Consider the following 20,436-nt stretch of genomic DNA (forward strand, 5'->3'; position numbering starts at 1 on the left):
ACCAAACAAATGAGCTTCTCATTAATGAGAAGCTCATTTCCTTTGTATAGATATTTTGTTCGCTAATATATCCAAACATCTAAATATTTCTATTATCTATATATAAAAAATTATATAACTTATGCCTCAAAAATACGGAAAACATAATAGAACAAATATCCCATCAATGCTGTTCCAGGAAGTGTCAATATCCAAGCATAAACAATTTTAGTGGCAACACTCCACCGCACACTCCGCAAGCGCTCTGCAGCTCCTACACCGATAATCGATCCTGTAATCGTGTGGGTAGTACTTACTGGCACACCCACTTTAGCTACCACAGTAAGTAATAAAGCAGCCCCAGTTTCTGCAGCAAATCCTTGTGGCGTCTCTAAACGGCTTAAACGCGAACCAATTGTATGAATAATTTTTTGTCCACCAGCTGCTGTTCCTGCAGCCATTAATAAAGCAGCTGCAATCTGAGCCCAAAGTGGAACAGTTAGGCTCGTTTGATGTCCGTATGCCATCAATGCCATTGCAATAATCCCCATCGCCTTTTGAGCATCAGAAGCCCCATGGCTAAAAGCCATAAACCCAGAGGAAATAATTTGTAAATATTTAAATATCGATTTCACTTTCGCGCGAGGAGTATTCCCAAAAATACGGCGGATCAACTTCATTAAGCCCGCCCCCATAAGAGCTCCTAATACTGGTGAAATCAACATACCTATTAAAATCACCATAATTCCTTTTGCTTGTAAAATACTAGGTCCTCGATGAGCTACTGCTGCTCCGATCAGACTCCCGATTAAAGCATGAGATGAACTCGTAGGTAAGCCAATCAATACGGTCACTACATTCCAGACAATCACCGCAATCAATGCGGCTACCAATACCACTAAAGTGACACTTTTCGGATCCACAATATCATTACCTATCGCTTTTGCCACCTCTGTAGAAAAGAAAGCACCAACTAAGTTTAATACAGCTGCAAGTGCAATCGCTTGCCACGCTGTAAGCGTTCGAGTTCCTACTACTGTCGCAATTGCATTTGCCGTATCATGCCAGCCATTTGTAAAATTATACGCAAGGGCAAGAATTACCACTGCGATAAGTAGATAATATGGATCAAGCATATTTCATAACCACGCTTTCCATAACGTTCATCACATCTTCAAAGGAGTCAGTGATATATTCTAATCTTTCATATATTTCTTTCATTGTAATCACGTGAATAGGATCAGTCGGTTTTTTAAACAACTGACCGATTCCTTCTCGCATCAATCTATCTCCTTCATTTTCCAGATCATTGATTTCCACTGAAATCGATTGGATCGTTTTATAATCCTTTTTATCTAAAGCTTTAAATGCTTCTTGTAGTAGTTTTGCACACTTACTTAAGATCTCAGCAAATTGATGCAAGTATGAAGTGGGCTCATTGACCCGCATATAAACCAAACGGGCAGAACAAGCTTCAATTCCATCCAAAACGTCATCAAGATAATAAGCTAAGTTTAAGATATCTTCATGATCAAGTGGTGTCACAAAAGTTTGGTTCAATTCTTTAATAAGAAAATGAGTATACTCATCCCCTTTTTTCTCCAGTTCTTTTAATTGCTCTGCATATTTTTCTTTTTCTTCTAGAGTTACCACATTTTCATGAAATAGTTTGACCGCTTCGGCTATATTATTTGTAATTTCTAACATAGTTTGTAAAAAAAGCTGGTCTTTTGAACGATTAAAGAGCACAATTGCTTCCTCCTATTTCGCTATATATCGAGCTATTTCTTCTACATGACTAGTAGGCATCCATAAAACTCTATAAAATATAATATCTCTAATTATAGATTACAAAAAGACCCTAAATTTGGTTCTCCTTCTTCTACATGTAAAATTTCTGATCCAACAGCTTTTTTTCCAAAATAATTTATACATCCCTTCTGGAAAAAGCCTGAAATGTAACCAAAATGAAAATGATATAGTATATAGCAATGACCAAAATCGCCCACGCAAGCGAAACACCTTCTGGTAATTGACCTAAATTCAAAAGCCCAAATAAATAATACTTAGATAAAAAAGGATAAAACATATTTATAAACGATGAGAGCCCTTGGGTAAGTTGTAGAAAAATCGTTAGTGCTATAGCTAATGCCGATTTACGCGTGAGTGTCGCAATCATAAACGCAATCGTCATATAAACCGTCTGTAAAATTAATGCATACAGTAGGTCGCGAATGAATAAGGAAAAATATACTTTTTCAATAGTAAAAAACCAAGTTAATATGTACGCTATTAAATAGGTACCGATTAATTGAAATAGTAACATCAAAAATACAGCAAAATACTTTGATAATAAGACATTAGTTCGTGAATATGGACGAATCAATAACTGTTTAATCGTTCCATTAACATATTCCTCTGCAACGGTTGTAGCAGCTAAAATCGTTGTGTAAATCCCTATAAAACTCAATTGAAATACCAAAGCAAAATCAATAAAGCTTTTCTGCCAAGCTGATCCTGTTTTAAAAAAATAGATCAGAATAAATAGAAAGGGGATGCTATAAAAAATGATAAAGTATACCCAAGTTCTTTTTCGTACAAAAAATTTCATTAGCTCATTTTGAATCAGATTACCTACCATCGTCTTTATCTCCAACCACTTCTAAAAATTTCTCTTCTAGAGATTTACTTACAACATAAACCTCATAGATACGAATACGCTCTTGAGCAAGATGGTAGATTATTTCAGGAATCTCATCCACCGCTCTTGTGATTAAAACACCATCGTCTGCTTGGGAAATCTTAAGTTGTGGATCATAAAGATGTAGGGCATTTGTCACTTGTATAGGATCCCCTTTAATTTTCACCTTTTGCTGTTGCTTCATCCTATTTTCTTTCAGATCTTGTATAAAAACTCGCTTCCCATTTTGAATAATAATCACCCGATCGCACATCAACTCTACTTCAGCTAACAGGTGACTTGAGACCAAAATAGCGATATTCTCTTGATGGGCTAAATATTTCAAATAGTTACGGATTTCCTTAATCCCTGCTGGATCTAAACCATTCGTGGGCTCATCTAAAATTAAAATTTGCGGCTGATGAAGTAAAGCAACTGCGATGCCTAAACGTTGTTTCATCCCTAGAGAGTAATTTTTTACTTTTTGATCTAATACTTTATCTATTTCAAGACGTATTACGACATCATTAATCCGGTTCTCATCAACTTCCGTATACATTCTAGAAAAATATCTTAGATTTTGTCGGCCTGTCATATAGGGATATAATGAAGGCGTTTCAATAATCGCTCCAATTTGACTAATGGATGGCCTCCATTCTTTTTGGATGCTTTTTCCAGCAACAATAATATCTCCATCAGTAACTTTCATTAAACCTGTAATCATTCGAATGGTGGTCGTTTTCCCTGCTCCGTTTGGTCCCAAAAAGCCTAAGATCTCTCCATACTTTAGCTCAAAGGACAGGTTGCTGATAATCTCTTGTTCTTTGATACGTTTCGTCACATTTTGTAGCTCCAAAGCATACATGGATAATTGCCCCTTCGCAAACCTACAGTCTCAATAGTTAGTATTTCCATTCGATCACTTTTTATTTTCACCCAAACAGCACCCTATCCAAAAAAAGACAATAAAGTCACATTGACATTTATGCTAAATCATTTTAATATGGCACAAGGCAATCATTTATTTTTAAAAAACCCTTTTAATATAAAATTATAGATTAATCTTCTTATCTAGAGAGGCGGAGGGACTGGCCCAAGGAAGCCTCGGCAACGGGCTCTCGACTTAAGAGCGCTGTGCCAAATCCAGCAAGCATCAAGCTTGGAAGATAAGAAGAGTGCCTCTTATTTTGATAAGACCTCTTCTTCTGCAAGAAGAGGTCTATTTCTTTTCTCTCTGGCAATAAGAGGTTCGTATAGCAATGTCTTTGAAAGGTGGCTTTAACAATGAAAAAAGGGAACCCCATAGCTTTATTGCCGTTAGCTATATTTTTAGTTTTATTTATCGGTATTGGTATTGTCATTGGTGACTTTAATAAAATTCCTGTGATTGTGGTAATCCTGATTGCTGGAGGAATAGCTCTAATCATGAACCGTAAGGAGTCAATGCCAAATAAGATCAATATTTTTTGTAGGGGAGCTGGCCATCCAAATATTATTTTAATGATTATTATTTTTCTCTTGTCTGGTGCATTTTCAGCTGTTGCTAAAGGCATGGGAGCGGTAGAATCGACCGTTAATCTGGCTATGTCTTATTTACCACAAAATCTTTTGATTGTAGGGATTTTCGTAATTGCTTGTTTTATTTCTTTATCTATGGGAACATCTATGGGCACTATCGTTGCTTTAGCTCCTATTGGAGTGGGCATTAGCGGACAAACGGATATTCCTTTAGCATTATCAATGGCTGCTGTCATTGGTGGTGCCATGTTTGGTGATAACCTATCTGTCATCTCCGATACGACTATCGCAGCAGTCAATACACAAAAAATACAAATGAGAGATAAATTTAAAGTTAACTTTCTGATTGTCCTCCCTGCAGCAATCTTGACTGTAATCATTCTAACTCTGTTAACTTCAAGTACGCAAAGTGAACTCATCAAACATCATTTTGAATGGATACAAACCCTTCCATATCTAGGTGTATTAGTCGCTGCTCTCATTGGCATCAACGTAATTATTGTATTAACAGGAGGAATTATTTTTGCTGGAGCTATTGGTCTATGGTATGGAAATTTTGACTGGTTAAGTTTTCTACACAAAATAGGTGAGGGCATTGCAAGTATGCAAGAATTATCCATCTTAGTTCTATTGATTGGTGGTACAGTTGAGCTTATCAAACATCATGGTGGAATCGACTATCTCTTATATACCATCACAAGTAAAATTCAATCAAAAAAAGGAGCCGAATTTGGGATCGCTGGACTTATTATGCTTACAAATCTTTCGATTGCTAACAATACCATTTCCATTCTAATCACAGGACCCTTGGCGAAAGATGTTGCTGATCGATATCAGATTGATCCACGTAAATCAGCTAGTTTACTTGATATCTTTTCATGCTGCTGTCAAGGACTTATCCCGTATGGACCACAACTTCTGTTGGCAGCTGGTATCGCTTCAATTTCTCCGATCAGCATCTTACAGTATTCTTACTATCCAATTTTGATCGGTCTTTGTGCTATTATATCTATTTTGATCGGCTTTCCTAGACTCACATCACTCAAAGCTAATCCTAAACTAGAGCAAAAAATGAATGCGAACTAGCAATCACTCTTATGTTTAATTAACTGAGTAGAAAAATGAAAATAGCCTCCAGCTAATATAGAGCTGAAAGCTAAACTATTTTGAATAGAAACCCCCACTTCATAGCTAAAGTAAGTGGGAGTTTCTTTCAAAATGGGTTCTTTAATAAGAACCCATTTTCAAATTTATATTTTCTCTCTTCCCCCAAAAGTTCGTCTTTGGATATATTATTATTCTCTTTTAATACTACTTCAGATATCCAATTTAACTGAAGGACGACATCCTTTTCTGGCATCCCACTAATAGTCCATTCATATATTTCCTCTGCTTGGTTATTAATGGTTCCATTAACTCTTTAGCTTGATCTGAAGTAGCTTCTACTATTTTTATGCCTTCCGGATCTTCCAGTTGAAAAGACATTTTAAGAATCGGTATATCTAGAACATCTTTATTTTGTAGTGTCTGCTTATAGCTTTGTTTGTGTGAATCTGTTGCTTTAATAGATAACGTAAGAAATGTTTTCCCTTCATCACGCTGATACTTAACCAATTTAATTTTAAATTTATTATCAATAATAATCGTTTGATTGAGTGCAAGTGGAATCGAATCAGGTTTCGTATTTGAAAGGAAAGTCCATGTTACAAGCGAAATTACAAGAATCCCAATGCAAATTAAACTAAATAAGCCATTTTGTTTTCAATAATTGTTGTATGATCGGATGAGTGGAAACAATTTCTTTTGTTGCTGTAACATTTTGCGTGCTACTGCTTTGATCCCACTGGTGTTTAAATGGTTGGGTAGCTTGCGCAGTTGCAGGCTCTTGTTCTTCTTTATTTTTATCATCGAGATCTGTACGGGATTGTGTGGTTGGATGTGACTCATTCTTCTTGGTATATGTATACGACATGTCTACTGCTGGTAAGAATTATTTTCGCTTTATTTCCTGTAACTTTTGATCATATTTCGCTCGCTGTTCCGGGTCTAAAAGTATTAGTTTGATCTCATCCAGTCGTTCTATCATTCGCTCTGCTTCTTGACGACGTGCAAGAGTTGGAGTATTTGTTCGTTTTTGCCAAATCCGTATTTTCTTTAAAATCGCCTTGTCAATCTCTTCATTAGAAGCATCTGGTGGAAGACCGATTAGCTCATAGTAATTTTTCTCTTCCATAAAATTAGCAACCTCGTTTTTCATTTCGGTAACTGTGTGTAATGATCAATAATCCAGCTTATTCTGATTCATTAAAGTACTCTTCTTTAGCAATTGCAAATGCTTCAACTTGTTTTTTATTCACAATAAATTCAATCCCGAAAGGAGGGAAACGGTAAAAATAATACTTGGTATCTACACTTTCTAATTTTCTTTTATCACGCTCACTCGGCTGACCAAATACTGTTAATAAATGATCTACAGTTAGGTCTTTATATCTCTTCGATAAGTCAATAGCTTGACTATCTTTTGCAACGAATTCAGAATCGTTAACATCGAGTAAGCTAACATGATAGGCCCAATAAGCTAGAGCACCATCCCTATTAAAAATAAACTGTACATTAGGTGCTTTCCCCCAAGTTTCACCGATTCGAGCCGTTTCATCTGCTTCTCCCCATTTACTTCGCACTTCCTCCGCCTTAACTCCTACTGTAAATGGAATACCATATATCTTCCCCTGCTGAGCTAGCTTTTTAATCTCTTGGGCTTGTTCTATTCCAGGATTCTCAATTTTTACTTTCGACGTTGTAGATACTGCTTTTTCTTCTGTCTTTTCACAACCTAACATCCCTAGCATAAACATAAACAAGATAGCAAAAGAACTAACCAATCGTCTTTTATTGGCTAGAAAGCCCATATCTCCACCTCTTCTTATTGTTGACGTAATTTTTTCAGATCTTCTTGCACAAAAGGATTTGTCTGTTTGGATACCATAAACGAAACCAGTTTATTTTCATATACAGCAAAGCGAATACAATAATCAAAAGATAATGTATAAAAGTAACTTACGGTTGATCCGGCCGGCTCAGTATAAGTTGATTGATAATAATTATCCCCGAACACTTTAATCACATCTTGAATCGTGACATCTTTATAGCGATCAGGTAAGCTAATATATCGTCCATTTAAAAAATAGGGATCAGTTGATTTTACATCTCTTACCCCTACAGTAAACTCTTCATAATTTCGAGTTTCTCCAAGAAAAGTGAAAAATACGGAAGGAGCTCTTTTCCAATAGTAAACAAAAATACCTCCATTTTCTGTCACTCCTCTTATCCTTGCATCAGCAGCCCCCCATTCTTTAGGAAATACATGTTCATTGAGTCCCACGGCAAACGGAACACCATATACTTTTCCTTGTAAAGCCAAATTATAAATTTCCCTTGCTTGCCTAATTCCCGGACTTGCTGTTTTAATTCTCACTTCTTTTACTTCCACCTCTACTGTTTCTGATTAACAGCTAACTAAAAGGAAAGATACTAAAATGATAGATACCATTTTGTAAAGCGCATTTCGTACAAACATTCTCAGTCAAATAACTCCTTTATCCATTATATAAAACGCAGATTCACAAATTATTATAAAATAAAACTTTGTTATAAAGTAGCTTTATATTCCTATAGTCGAAAGATTTAAATATATATTTGACACTAAGCGAAAATTTTTTCGGGGTCATTAAGGGAATTAGAATTTTATATTACCTATTTAAAAAAATGAAAAAATAAAAGCCGCTGTCTTATTTTTTTAACAGCGGCTTGAGTCATCATAAGATAATACTATGTACCTTCTTTGATACGTCGAATCGCTTTAATAATATTTTCTCTTTCGATCTCTTCCAAAACAAAAACCCGTGGCATAGAGGGAATAGCAAACTGAGTATGACTGTGAAATAATTCAATGATAAAGGTACCGATTGGATTGTTTTCTTGATCTTTGACTACACTCCAAAGCATTCGATCACGATTTTCTTGTGGTCCCCACTCTTCTAAAGAATCATGCAAATTTAATATACTCTTGAACTGAAAGCCAGCTTTAAATAATTGTTCAAAAACTGGGGTCATTAGTTTTTTAAGATAAATTCCATACGTAGGTTCTCCGATTTTCTTGAAAGACTGTAAAAGCAGGTCATAATTTTCCTCAAGGACTTTCTGCCAATGTGCTGTCACATAATCCTCAATTAAGCTCCCAATTTCTTTTATTGACATACCGGGTTTAAACTCTCCCATTTCCCATACCCTCCTAATAGCCAATTACTAACCATTTGTATTCAAATGTTCTGAGATATTTTCTTGAATCTCTTTTAATTCCTCTTCGATCGAGAGCAACAATTTCATTAATGACTTGGAATCACCTTGATTCACTATAATAAGAGCAGATTGCTCAATCCCTTTTTCCACTGAACCAATCGTGCCATCTAATTTACGAGCTACTTCTGCTAGTAACTTTTGCATCTTTTGAACCCCTTTTATATTTTCTTTAGTATTCTTAGCACTTTGGGAACCTTCTATATACAAAACATCGTTTATTTGTTGAAATGGGACAACATGAGGATCAGCTTTAGGACTTACTGCTTGGTTAAAAATGATCTCACCTTCATCAAGCGGTGGTAATTGGGACATACCAGAGGAACTATCGCGGATCTTTATCAATTGCTCGATAAATTTAAACACACCTTTGGATTCCCAACATCCTTGATCCGATGTAAACTGAGCGAAGGGATACTTACAAATACTAATCCCTTCCTCTCGCACAACCATCATATATTCTAATTCTGAACTATTTTCCTTAGGTACACTATAAAACTGTAAATGATATGAAACGGGTAGGTAACCATGATTACATATATGTTCAAATAACCCCATCACATCGAGTGGATCTACTACTAACTCACTAGCAACCTCCCACACTCGGGAAATATTGCACGATCCATCCTTCTTTTTACACCTTTCTACCAACCAGTCTTCGATGATATTTTTCAACTTCGCTTCCAATCTATACCCTCCTAATAAACCTACTGCTGTCCCAAGCTTTATAATCCTAGTCCATCTGCGCAAAAGTGGATATAATCCCACATCCCACCATAACTTTGAATTGTAAATCAATTAAATAATATTTATGTAGCATAATGGTTTAGCCCAATTTTAAATTATATGTCTATACTTTACAATTAAGTAACTGAAATATAAATTTATATGTAAATTTAATGTATTAATAATCCGCTCATAGGCATAATTTAGTGTTTGGTGAAGTATAGAGTTCAAGCAATGCGCCATTATTTCTTTCGCGTGATACTCCATTCATAGGCTTTTTCTTTGGGAACTCCTAAAGAGATAAACCTTTTTACTTTAGTTTTTTGAGTTCTTTCACTGCTTCCATAAACACATTCTGAGTCTTCTGCGTATCCATTCGTCCAATGGATGCTAGCCTCGTATAAAGTTCGTGTTCCTTAGGTTGGAGGTTTACCGCCGGCTTCCTTCAGATCCTGCCGCCTTGGGCTAACGACTACTGCTACCTTTGCTGTACGGGACTTTCACCCTATAGAATGTGCTCATGCCGAGCGCACATTCAAAAAGCCTTCAGTCACAAACATCTGAAGGCTAAATTTATAATAATCGGGATGCACTTTAATAAAAATGAATAATTAAATGATTGCTTAGGTAAAGTCTTCTGCAACATCCTTGAACACAATTCCCATTTAGGAAATCGACAAGCAATTGACTTCATCTATAAAACATTTAAAAAGAAGGCAAGCGGTTCGCTAACATCGTCAATTCCTCAAGAAAATCATTGATGAATCTTGTAAGTGACGAACTGGGTGAAATCAACTGGCGAATGCTGATCAATTTTTGCACCAATTGATCAACTGATCTCTGATCGATTTTCTCCCGTTTGATTTGTTCGACAGTCCACTCCAACATTTTTTTTACTTCAAACTTAACTTCCATTGCAACTTCAATATCCTCTTCAATGAACACATTTAATCTTCGCATCATTTCAGAAAACCTATCTTGTGGTTCTCTTTGAACTGCAAAAGACTGTGAACTTTCAGCTACTGTACTAGCTGTTTCTAAAGCTTGCCATGAATCTATATTTTGGGTAAACGAATACATATCCTTGTTTGTCTCATGGCTTGAAGGTTCAAAACCGAGGAATTCATCAGATATAGCAATATCATCTAAAGATAAAGAACCCGTTTCTTCCATATACGGAGTCGCATAAGTGCGGCGGTAATCTTTTTCCATTTTGCTAGCCTCTATCTCACTCTCTAATAAATGAATAAAAGGAATAATCACTTGCTGATTAAATTGGCGACAGGCTTCCTCTTTAATCTGATGATCTTACTCCCGCTGATCACCACCATACATATATACAGCCTGATAGATACTAAATCGACCATATGTTGCTTTGATATATTTTAAGAGTTGGTATATAAAAGATATTTCATCATCCATCGGGATGTTCAATTTTTTATTATAAAGAATTCCTGACTCTACAGCAGACTGAACATCATAATGACAGCGAAATTTGGCAGCTATTAACTGTGCTGTAATCGGATTTTCCTCTATAAATTTCACCAACATCGTAATAAAAAAGTATTCTTCTTCATAGGACAGATATTGAATTCTTTGTTTTAAATGTATAAGTTTGGCTAATGAACGATGAATCTCTACTACTTCTTCATGAGCAAAATGACTCAAATTCCCATAACCTCCTTGAAGCCTGAGTGAAGTCTACTTCTTTTTTCCTCATCTTTTCATCATGGCATATTTACATGACCTCTGGAGTGAGCACTGTTCACAGCGATATAGAGTTGTAACGATCACATCTGACTTTCTCTCTTGAATATTCTTTAAAGCTTGCTCAAGCATGTTCTTCACTCGTGACGTTAGATACACATTGGTAGTTCGATTTTTATAATGAATCACACCGTGTTCTAAATTATTAAAGAAGTTTTTTAAAATAAGGAGATTAGCTGCTACTTTTGCTACGTCATATTCATGAGCATAGTGAACATAGAAAGGTAAAATGGTATCCTTTCGATCAAGAACAACAATCATTTTTTTTGTCTTTTCATCATAATCTAATTGAAATGATTCCTCATATATATTTAATGATAGATCTGCTAGTGGATATTTCTTTCCTTTAAACAGATTCTTAATAATTTTTTCAATTTCCTTTTGTTTTGATTCATATATTTTATCCCATTTTCTTAGTTCATTCTCTAATTCCTGCTGGTATTGTACCTTTTGTTGCTGATAGATCCGATCCGCCTCTTCTTTCTCTTTTTCATACTCTTTCCAAACTGCAGCATGTTTCTTATCATATATCATCCTTTTAATCATATTGATTATGGGTCTTATTATTTTATAGGGCACGTATAGAATCATGATCAAATAGGGCATTATATACATCCCGATTCCTATTAAAATAACGATGCTAATTATTTTTAAAATGAGATTTAGATCAGCCAAGATAAGTGGCAATAAGATCAGCGCCCCCATTATCAGTAGAAGATAAAAAGGGAAGTCATCTAAAAAATCGGAATAACTAGATGGCAAAGGTCGAAATTCTTCTACATCCGGCTTCAGAATATTATTTCTGATGGGCTTCTTCTTGTTGGGAAGGCGCTTGGAATGATATATGGTATGATATGCATTTCTAGCATCTTGTTCATCTTTCGATATCTGGTAAAACTGATCGTTTTTTAAATGGAGTTTTGCTTGAGAATTTAACTTTTCCTCACGCTTACGTTTCCATTTCTCTGGGCAATACAAAAAATCCCTGATTTCATCGGTTGAAAACATCTTTGAATGACCCATCATCTATCTCCCTTCAATACCCACATCTTCTTCGAGGGAAAGTTGCAGTAATGCGATAGCACAATCATCATATGTTCGGTCACGGATCACATTCTCCAAATTTCGTTGAATCGCTTCCTCAACAACTTCTGCTGGATATTGGGCTAGCCAACCCATCATTTTTTTAGCACCATCTGCAATTGTTTTTTCCTGTCGATGAAATAAGGACTCAGCCGAACCATCTGACATCAAGATAAAACCTCTTTTTTGATTGATTTTTTCACGGTAAATACGAAAGTGATGATGCGCATCGACAGAAGTAGTAAAAAAGGTGGCATTGGTAAATTCCCCATTTTCCGGAAACGAAAGAACCCTATGGTTTTCCTCCTCTTGGCACCCAATCACGCCATCCCCCAAATGTCCAGCTAAAAAATATTCTCCATCTACAGCAACAAACAGTAAAGTAGAAGAAAACGGTTTTAGGGAGATTGTGGCTGGATCATAATTTCTAATCGCAGTAACAATCTCATCTAGCATTACTTCTACTATCTCTTGTTCGGTCATTTCTATAAAATCGGTAAATCTCTCTGTTAATACTTGAGCACATCGCTTAGTAGCAATCGCTGCTCCTTCATGTGATCGAGCACATGAGCCAGCTCCATCGGCTAGAGTAGCTACTGTAATGCCATTTTCAGATATACAGTAAGTCGAGTCTTGGCAAGGTATTTCTCTCTTCATATGATAACGTCCTACGATTTTACCTGATGCAATCTTCCAATGCCCCATCATTTATAACTCCATCCAAATTAAAGTTCTCCCCATCCTTTAGCTTCTGGGAGTTTAACCGATTCTCCAATAGTTGACTGTGATACAGCAATGACACTCTTGCTAAGCCATTCAAAAAAAGCAGAGAAATTCAATCCTTTTAATCGGACAGGCGTTCTTCTAGGTGAAAATTTAGCTAATGTCTGTAAATCAGCAGCGGAACCTACCCCAATAGGGAAAACAGTTAGCTTCTTGGCATTAGCGAGTTCGGATGATCTCTCTGCTGCTAGAGTAATATCATCGGTAGGAGCACCATCTGTCATCAAAACTAACCAGGGTTGATAGTAATCCACACCTGTTGTAGAGTACATTTTTTTCCGCTTCTCAAGCATATCTAATCCCATCTTAACCGCTGCTCCCATCGGCGTACGGCCTGATGCTGTTAAAAAAGGGATCGCTTGATTACCAATACTTGTGAAGTTTAATTCGCATTTGGGCTCCTCATCTCCAAACGAGACGACTGCAATTTCTGCAGAATGTGCCGCTATATCGTCTTGTCGAATTGCTTTCATAAATAATTGAATTCCTTTATTTAACTCAGAAATAGGTTCACCCCACATAGAACCACTACAATCAAGAACTAAACAAATCGGTACTCTAGCCGTCGGATTATCGAATAGTTCTTGTCTAGAAAGACTGAATTCTTCTAAATCATGTTTTGGTCGAAATGCGTTAAAATGGTCCATCATGATCCCCTCTCACTATGATTTAAATCGGTTTAAAAAGTTCTGTAAGAATGAGCTAGGTTGATTTGTATTCCCAGCCATTTGACTTGGATCAAAGAGAAACGGATCCTGATGTGGATCAATTCCATTTGAACGGAAAGAACCCATTTGATCTTTGGATGTTATTTCATTTTCCGTACCATATAAATTTTTCATCAATTTTTCCTCTTGGATCTTTTCCTGACATTTATAGCAAATCAATTTATTACCATTTTCCACCATCTGCTTCTTACGATCAATATGAATATCAAATTCCTTTCCACAATACGGTTCTTGACAAATGGCTGTCGTTCTTTTTTCAGCAGGAATTTTATGTCCTTGTGGAAAAAGTTCATCGCTAAGGTATCCTTTGGATATCGTATATTCATAATGCTTTAGCACTTGAATCCATTCCATCGTGTTTAGACGCTCTTGTTCTTTAAATGAACGGTAAAATGCCTCTTTCGTCTTAAAAGGCAAGTGACTCCAAATAAATCGCCATGGACCATCTGGCGCTTTTCCTGTCGTATTCTGACCTAATGGATATGGAAAGTTACCATTTTTGATATTTTCTTGTGGACTCCCTCCATCTTGTTGAGCAAAAGGCGCTTTTCCTGGAAGTAAGATCATAAAGATTAATGTAGCAACTGCAAAATATTCGTGCTGAAAACTCCGTAGAAAACCTCCGAACTTCTTTCCTTGGATTTCGGGTGCTGTATAGTTAACCGTCCCTACAGGACAGGGGTACTCCGCGATTTGAAAACTATCGGTATCTACTAAAAAAACCTCTCGCTCATTTTTAATTAGGATATTGAGTGGATTCAAATCTCCGATAATAATGTTTCTCTCATGCAGATATTGAATTTTTTCTAAGATGGCTAGTGCTAGTTGTACCAGATGACTTCGTTTCCAATATGGAAAGTTTTTCTGCAAAAGCGGTTTGACAAAGATGGATCGTTGTAAGGGTTTACCCACTGCTTTTGGCATAATATAGCCAACAAACTGTTGTCGACTATTAAAAACTAAATCCTGAGGCCAGCAAATCCCCGATTTATCAATCGGATATTTTAACATAATACATAGCTTTTCTAATTTCGCTTGGGTAATGCTTGTCTTCTTATAAATTTTACATATTTGCCCATTACTAGTTAGGTAGATATCTCCTTCTCCTCCGCTACCCACTTTTTCAATCAAACGCAATGGACCAAATCTTCTGGTCGAGATCAGTTGGTTTAATTGTGGAATCTCCAAAACAGGTAAAGGGTGGTCGATTCCTACTTTAACTTTCTTACCTAGAGGTAGCTTCTTCATCTTTTCTCGCGATGGAGAAAATGGTATCTTTTTGTTTTCGCTTTTATGTGAGGATTTTTTCATTAATTCTTGTATATTTGATTCTTGGAGATTAAAGTTCCAAGGAGACAACTGTCCAAACTGGTTAATCGTTAACACTAAAATATGCTTATTCGAACGAACTGATTTTTGTCGATTTAGATTATCAACATCTTGTGCTAACTTACGATCTTGTGTAATAAAGGCAAGATGATATTTTGTACGGTAATTGGTAAATACCGTCAAAATGGTTTGATCAACAAAATTATCTGCTGAACTACCAAACCCCTCCAGTATTTTTCCTCTGATGTACAGCTTGATCATCTCAGCTGCTTTTCGTGCTTTATAACGTGTTTCTTTTATTTCGCTTTTTAAATGCTTATTTACCTCATCGATTACTCGAACGGGTAGTTTCACCGTTTCTCTTTGTGAGTATAACGCTCGTGGTAACTCATTCTCTAAGAAATGAACGGCTTGTGGGAACATCCATGTACATGTATCGATAAATATTTTATACTTTGCAACAATTTTTTGGATATTCATATGACTAACCCTCTAATGACAAATGTTGAGAGATATTTTCTCGCATCTCTTTTAATTCCTCCTCGATTGAGAGCAGCAATTTCATCAATGCTTTAGCATCACCTTGCTTAACTAAAATAAGAGCAGATGCCTCGATTCCTTTTTCCATCGAACCAATCGTGCCATCTAGCCGATGAGCCACTTCGAATAATAACTTTTCCCTTTGGGCCCACTGTGGATTTCCTTTATGAAGACCCGTACTTTGGGAACTTTCAACTGATAAGTTATACTTAATCGGTTGAAATGGAGCAAGATAAGGATCTACTTCAGAAGGAGTCGACTGGTTGAATAACATCTGACCTTCATCAGATTGCGGTGAATTGGATATATGGGGGGAACTGTCGCGGATTTCCATTAACTTTTCAATAAATTCAAAAACACCATTGGGATTCCAACACCCTTGTTCGGATGTAAAGCTGGATAAAGGATAGTTATATATGGTGAGCCCCTTTTCTCTGATAACCATCATATATTCCATATCTGGACTATTTTCTTTAGGCACATGATAAAACTGCAAACGATATGACACAGGCAGATAACCATGATTGCATAAATGTTCAAATAATCCCATCACATCTAATGGATCTACTTCCAATTGGCTAGCAGCTTCCCAAACTTGTAAAGAATTACATGATGAATCTTTCTTTTTGCACTTTTCAAGTAGCCAATCTTCTACGATATTCTTTAGTTTCACTTCCAAGCTACATCCTCCTAGTAAACACATTTCAGCCCAAGTTTGACACCAAAATCAAGCATACATTAAAACCATTTGATTTCTATTATAGATATCACCTAATCCATTACTTAAATAAATAATTGGATAATATAACTATTTAATCCAATTGTAAATTATATAAATATATATTTCAATTTAGTATAAATTAGAGAAAACATATATATTATAATTTGTGACACTTTATTAAAATATAATAAATCCAGCAAAAGCCCCTCCTTCGTCTGGCGCTCGCTTTCACCCATAACTGAAGCTAGGGGTTTTCCCGTTCACAAAGAATGTAAAATTTCTGGGGTTGGAATAAAGTAATTTTCCGACATATCCAAAAATCATTTTATAAATAAGATTGGCTGAGGGGACATTTGTCCGACACATCCCAAAAAGGGATGCTTCCTCAGCCATTGTTCAAGTATCTAATATTTTTAGTTTACAATCAGTTGTAAGAGAATATCTCCTCATGTCATTTGCTAAAAGATGGATTCCTCTTAGCAAAAAAATGCTTCAACGCATCATATACTTGTCCCTTTTCACGAATCACATAGTACATAAACTTTGGATCTTTAAGATGACGATATGCTGTCATCAATGTAGAATGACGATTATACTGATTCACTTCACCATAACCAAAAAGATTACTACGTTCCATTAATTCTTTTACTAAGCCAACACAGCGTTCATTATCCGAGGTTAGATTATCTCCATCAGAGAAGTGAAATGGATAAATATTATATCGACTCGGTGGGTAGCGTTTATCGATAATTTCAAGTGCTTTACGGTAAGCAGAGGAGCAGATTGTCCCTCCGCTTTCTCCTTTGGTAAAAAAGAGTTCTTCTGTTACTTCTTTTGCTTCAGTATGATGGGCGATAAAGACTATTTCTACATTTTCATACTTGGTTCTTAAAAAGCGAACCATCCAGAAAAAGAAACTACGTGCAATATATTTTTCAAAAATCCCCATCGATCCACTTGTATCCATCATTGCAATCACAACTGCATTAGAATGAGGGATTTTCTTTTCTTCCCACGTTTTAAAGCGCAAGTCGTCAACTGAGATTTTCACTTTCTCTTTTTTTCCTTTCAGGGCATTTCGTTTGATCGCTTCGAGCAATGTGCGCTTTTTGTCAATATTCCCCATTAGCCCTTTTTTACGAACATCATTAAATTGGATTTCGTCTACTAACATATCATCATGTTCTTTTACTACCAAATGGGGTAATTCTAATTCTGAGAAGAGAATATTTTCTAACTCATCAATGGAGACCTCTGCTTCATAATAATCTGTGCCCGCTTGATCTCCTGCACCCGGTCCTTTGCCGGGGCCTGCCTTTTGTGAGCCTTCGCGTGCAAGTACATCTCCGACTTGGCTTTTTCCATTCCCTTGGCCCACATGTTTCCCTTTATTAAAGTTGTAGCGGAACCGGTACTCTTCCATCGATCGGATCGGTATTTTTACAATTTGCTTTCCATCCGACATAATGATACTTTCTTCACTGACTAGATCAGGCAAGTTTTTGCGTATCGCTTCTTTGACTTTCTCTTGGTGCCGCAATTGATCTTCATACCCTTTGCGGTGTAGAGACCAGTCTTCCTGGGAAACGATATGTTGGGGGTGTTTCATACCAGTTCACCTCCCGTTCTCGTTCGCCAGCCGCCTACCGGTTAAGCAGGCTGCCCACGTAGCGCAGAAGTCCATTGGCACTAGCCGGGGTATATCCATAATCCTCTACCAGACGAGCAATCACTTCGTTGATCTTTTTCAATTGGTTTTCATCAGGCATTTTGGTTGAAGTGGTGATTTTGACGACATCTTTTAAATCAGCAAAAAGCTTCTTCTGGATCGCTTCCCGGAGACGCTCATGACTATTATAATCAAAGCGTTTCCCTTTGCGTGCATAAGCAGATATACGAATTAAAATCTCTTCACGGAATGCTTTTTTGGCATTTTCTGAGATACCGATTTGCTCCTCAATCGAACGCATTAATTTCTCATCAGGATCAAGCTCTTCTCCTGTGATCGGATCTCTAAGCTTAACACGGTTACAGTAAGCTTCTACATTATCCAAGTAGTTATCCATTAGTGTTTTAGCTGATTCTTCATAAGAGTATACAAATGCCTTTTGGACTTCTTTCTTTGCAATCTCATCGTACTCTTTCCGCGCCAGTGATATAAAGTGAAGATATCTTTCACGCTGCTCTTGAGTAATCGATGGATGTTGATCAAGTCCATCCTTAAGGGATCGTAAAATGTCTAAGGCATTAATATAATCGACTTCTGTACGAATTAAAGCACTGGAAATCCGGTTTATCACATAACGTGGGTCGATTCCGGACATTCCCTCATCCAGATATTCTTTCTTTAATTCTTCAACGTCAATATCTGTGACACCTTCGATAATCTCGCCATCATAAAGGCGCATCTTTTTAATTAGGTCGACCCCTTGTTTTTTGGAATCTTTTAAGCGTGTAAGAATGGTAAAAATCGCTGAAGTTCGAAGTGAATGAGGTGCGATGTGGATATGTGCTAAGTCACTTTGCCCAATTAATTTTTTATAAATCTTTTCCTCTTCAGATACTTTGAGATTATAAGGAATGGGCATTACGATGATACGTGATTGCAACGCTTCATTTTTCTTGTTTGAAATAAATGCCTTATATTCTGATTCATTGGTATGAGCAACAATAAGCTCATCTGCTGAGATCAATGCAAAGCGTCCAGCTTTAAAATTTCCCTCTTGTGTAAGAGAAAGCAAATTCCATAAAAACTTTTCATCACATTTCAGCATTTCCTGAAATTCCATTAAGCCACGGTTTGCTTTATTTAACTCTCCATCAAAGCGGTAAGCTCTAGGATCTGATTCAGACCCATACTCGGTAATTGTTGCAAAGTCAATACTTCCAGTCAAATCAGCGATATCTTGTGATTTAGGATCTGAAGGGCTAAATGTTCCAATTCCTACACGCTCGTCTTCAGACAGGAAAATTCGTTCAACAGGGACATCTTCAATACGATTATTAAATTCCTCACGGAGTCGGAAACGACAAGCTGGGCAGAGATTCCCTTCAATTCGCACTCCTAGCTCTTTCTCTGCTTCAGGCTTAAGTTCATTTGGAATCAAATTTAACGGCTCTTCATGCATAGGACAGCCTTTGATACCAAAAACGGCTCCTTCATCAGTCCGAGCATATTCTTCTAGTCCCTTTTTAAGAAGAGTGACAATGGTCGATTTTCCTCCACTAACAGGCCCCATCAATAGCAAAATCCGCTTCCGAACATCCAAACGACGAGCAGCGGAATGGAAATACTCTTCTACTAATCGCTCTATTGCCTTATCTAATCCAAATAATTCCTTGCTAAAAAATAAATATTTTCTATTACCTTGTGAATCGACTTCAACCCCAGCACGAGCAATCATATTATATATTCTAGAATGAGCTGTTTGCGCAATTTGTGGATTCTTTCTTACCAACTCCAGATAGTCCGCAAACGTCCCTTCCCACTTTAATCTTTCTTCACGCTCCCGATATTCGGCCAAACGATTTAAGATGCTCATGGAAGCCTCCTTTCCCTTAGTACAGCCTCTCCTTTAAAAACAAACTACATCTCTTTTGTAACTATTCCCCAACTACACTAGATAAAAGCCTAAAAGTACGGAAAATAAATTGAACGGAATTTAGCAGTAACCTAGAATAGAGAAAAAGGGGTAAAATGGAGAGGATACTCAGGTGCTTTCCTTTGATTTAACAACACGGCTTCACTAAAGACAGTCTTAACATTTTTACTTATTGACATATTAACAAGTTAAAGTTTCTGATGGAAACATATACAGGGACTGCCTTTAGCTGTCTTAAAGGAGTTCCTGCAAACATCGGTAGACCATCTCTCATCATATAATTGATTTGGCACGGTTTTCAAACAATAGTCTCACTATCCAATCAATAAGGTTCATTAATTTTTGTATTAATATTATACAATAAATCAAATAGAAATACAATAATAATCATATAAACAGATAAAATATTCCATCTATTTATATAGCTTATAGACTAGACATTTGAACACTTCCGCCACCTAGCTAACGCTTGAGGTGGGGAATTCTTGGAAACTCCCATCTTCTGACGGGATATGAACCAAGCTTAGACGGGCTAACCGATCGCAAGTAATCGGCTCCCTTCTCACAAAATATTAGTAGCAGTGTCAATCCCCTGTCGTGTTCTATACCACATTCTGAACATGT

20 protein-coding genes and 1 riboswitch are annotated in these 20,436 nt (G+C 36.7%); of the genes, 1 reads left to right on the forward strand and 19 read right to left on the reverse strand.

Annotated elements, in window-relative coordinates; genetic code table 11:
- Window positions 1-119: 119 nt before the first annotated feature.
- The 4 genes from DL897_RS02265 to DL897_RS02280 all read right to left on the reverse strand — a co-directional run bounded on the left by DL897_RS02265 (window position 120) and on the right by DL897_RS02280 (window position 3,524).
- Window positions 120-1,115 carry an inorganic phosphate transporter gene (locus DL897_RS02265; RefSeq protein ID WP_113657497.1) on the reverse strand — a complete coding sequence of 332 codons (996 nt, stop codon included), beginning with the start codon at window positions 1,113-1,115 and terminating at the stop codon, window positions 120-122.
- Window positions 1,108-1,728 (reverse strand): DUF47 domain-containing protein, encoded by a 621-nt coding sequence (locus DL897_RS02270; RefSeq protein WP_113657498.1) that lies wholly within the window; start codon window positions 1,726-1,728, stop codon window positions 1,108-1,110. The genes DL897_RS02265 and DL897_RS02270 overlap by 8 nt, the downstream gene beginning before the upstream one ends.
- Window positions 1,729-1,906: 178 nt before the next feature.
- Window positions 1,907-2,620, reverse strand: coding sequence for an ABC transporter permease (locus tag DL897_RS02275; protein ID WP_113657499.1), 714 nt, complete (start codon window positions 2,618-2,620; stop codon window positions 1,907-1,909).
- Window positions 2,610-3,524, reverse strand: a complete 915-nt coding sequence (locus DL897_RS02280; RefSeq protein ID WP_113657500.1) for an ABC transporter ATP-binding protein — start codon at window positions 3,522-3,524, stop codon at window positions 2,610-2,612. Before DL897_RS02280 ends, DL897_RS02275 begins: the two co-directional genes overlap by 11 nt.
- A gap of 199 nt (window positions 3,525-3,723) precedes the next feature.
- Window positions 3,724-3,832: riboswitch (SAM riboswitch) on the forward strand.
- Window positions 3,833-3,943: 111 nt separating this feature from the next.
- On the opposite strand from DL897_RS02280, the gene DL897_RS02285 reads away from it, so the two are divergent.
- Window positions 3,944-5,263, forward strand: a complete 1,320-nt coding sequence (locus DL897_RS02285) for a Na+/H+ antiporter NhaC family protein (protein WP_113657501.1) — start codon at window positions 3,944-3,946, stop codon at window positions 5,261-5,263.
- A gap of 655 nt (window positions 5,264-5,918) precedes the next feature.
- Here DL897_RS02285 and DL897_RS02295 read toward each other — a convergent pair.
- From DL897_RS02295 to DL897_RS02370, 15 genes are all read right to left on the reverse strand, one after another.
- Entirely contained in the window at window positions 5,919-6,149 is a 231-nt protein-coding gene (locus DL897_RS02295; RefSeq protein WP_113657503.1) for a hypothetical protein, read from the reverse strand.
- Between the two features lie 18 nt (window positions 6,150-6,167).
- A complete protein-coding gene (locus DL897_RS02300) occupies window positions 6,168-6,410 on the reverse strand; it encodes a DnaJ domain-containing protein (RefSeq protein ID WP_168188605.1) in 243 nt (80 codons plus the stop codon).
- A 58-nt stretch (window positions 6,411-6,468) separates the two neighbouring features.
- Entirely contained in the window at window positions 6,469-7,086 is a 618-nt protein-coding gene (locus DL897_RS02305; protein ID WP_113657505.1) for a DUF4309 domain-containing protein, read from the reverse strand.
- A 14-nt stretch (window positions 7,087-7,100) separates the two neighbouring features.
- Window positions 7,101-7,652: a DUF4309 domain-containing protein gene (locus DL897_RS02310; protein WP_168188606.1), complete on the reverse strand. Its 552-nt coding sequence runs from the start codon at window positions 7,650-7,652 to the stop codon at window positions 7,101-7,103.
- Between the two features lie 353 nt (window positions 7,653-8,005).
- A complete protein-coding gene (locus DL897_RS02315; protein WP_113657507.1) occupies window positions 8,006-8,455 on the reverse strand; it encodes a DUF6022 family protein in 450 nt (149 codons plus the stop codon).
- 27 nt (window positions 8,456-8,482) lie between these two features.
- Window positions 8,483-9,220 carry a hypothetical protein gene (locus DL897_RS02320; RefSeq protein ID WP_113657508.1) on the reverse strand — a complete coding sequence of 246 codons (738 nt, stop codon included), beginning with the start codon at window positions 9,218-9,220 and terminating at the stop codon, window positions 8,483-8,485.
- 744 nt (window positions 9,221-9,964) lie between these two features.
- Entirely contained in the window at window positions 9,965-10,471 is a 507-nt protein-coding gene (locus DL897_RS02330) for a hypothetical protein (RefSeq protein WP_145962182.1), read from the reverse strand.
- A gap of 96 nt (window positions 10,472-10,567) precedes the next feature.
- On the reverse strand, window positions 10,568-10,927 hold the full coding sequence (locus DL897_RS02335; RefSeq protein WP_113657510.1) for a hypothetical protein: 360 nt from the start codon (window positions 10,925-10,927) through the stop codon (window positions 10,568-10,570).
- A gap of 48 nt (window positions 10,928-10,975) precedes the next feature.
- Complete coding sequence (locus tag DL897_RS02340; RefSeq protein WP_113657511.1) at window positions 10,976-12,049, reverse strand: hypothetical protein; 1,074 nt, start codon at window positions 12,047-12,049, stop codon at window positions 10,976-10,978.
- A 3-nt stretch (window positions 12,050-12,052) separates the two neighbouring features.
- Window positions 12,053-12,814, reverse strand: a complete 762-nt coding sequence (locus DL897_RS02345) for a PP2C family serine/threonine-protein phosphatase (protein WP_168188607.1) — start codon at window positions 12,812-12,814, stop codon at window positions 12,053-12,055.
- A gap of 20 nt (window positions 12,815-12,834) precedes the next feature.
- Window positions 12,835-13,539: a vWA domain-containing protein gene (locus tag DL897_RS02350; RefSeq protein WP_113657513.1), complete on the reverse strand. Its 705-nt coding sequence runs from the start codon at window positions 13,537-13,539 to the stop codon at window positions 12,835-12,837.
- A gap of 15 nt (window positions 13,540-13,554) precedes the next feature.
- Window positions 13,555-15,429 (reverse strand): protein kinase domain-containing protein, encoded by a 1,875-nt coding sequence (locus tag DL897_RS02355; protein ID WP_113657514.1) that lies wholly within the window; start codon window positions 15,427-15,429, stop codon window positions 13,555-13,557.
- Window positions 15,430-15,433: 4 nt separating this feature from the next.
- Window positions 15,434-16,168 carry a hypothetical protein gene (locus DL897_RS02360; RefSeq protein ID WP_113657515.1) on the reverse strand — a complete coding sequence of 245 codons (735 nt, stop codon included), beginning with the start codon at window positions 16,166-16,168 and terminating at the stop codon, window positions 15,434-15,436.
- 493 nt (window positions 16,169-16,661) lie between these two features.
- Complete coding sequence (gene yhbH, locus DL897_RS02365; RefSeq protein WP_113657516.1) at window positions 16,662-17,819, reverse strand: sporulation protein YhbH; 1,158 nt, start codon at window positions 17,817-17,819, stop codon at window positions 16,662-16,664.
- 34 nt (window positions 17,820-17,853) lie between these two features.
- Window positions 17,854-19,752 (reverse strand): PrkA family serine protein kinase, encoded by a 1,899-nt coding sequence (locus tag DL897_RS02370; RefSeq protein WP_113657517.1) that lies wholly within the window; start codon window positions 19,750-19,752, stop codon window positions 17,854-17,856.
- Between the last annotated feature and the right edge of the window lie 684 nt (window positions 19,753-20,436).

This window comes from Thermoflavimicrobium daqui (genome assembly GCF_003313465.1).
Lineage (GTDB): Bacteria > Bacillota > Bacilli > Thermoactinomycetales > Thermoactinomycetaceae > Thermoflavimicrobium > Thermoflavimicrobium daqui.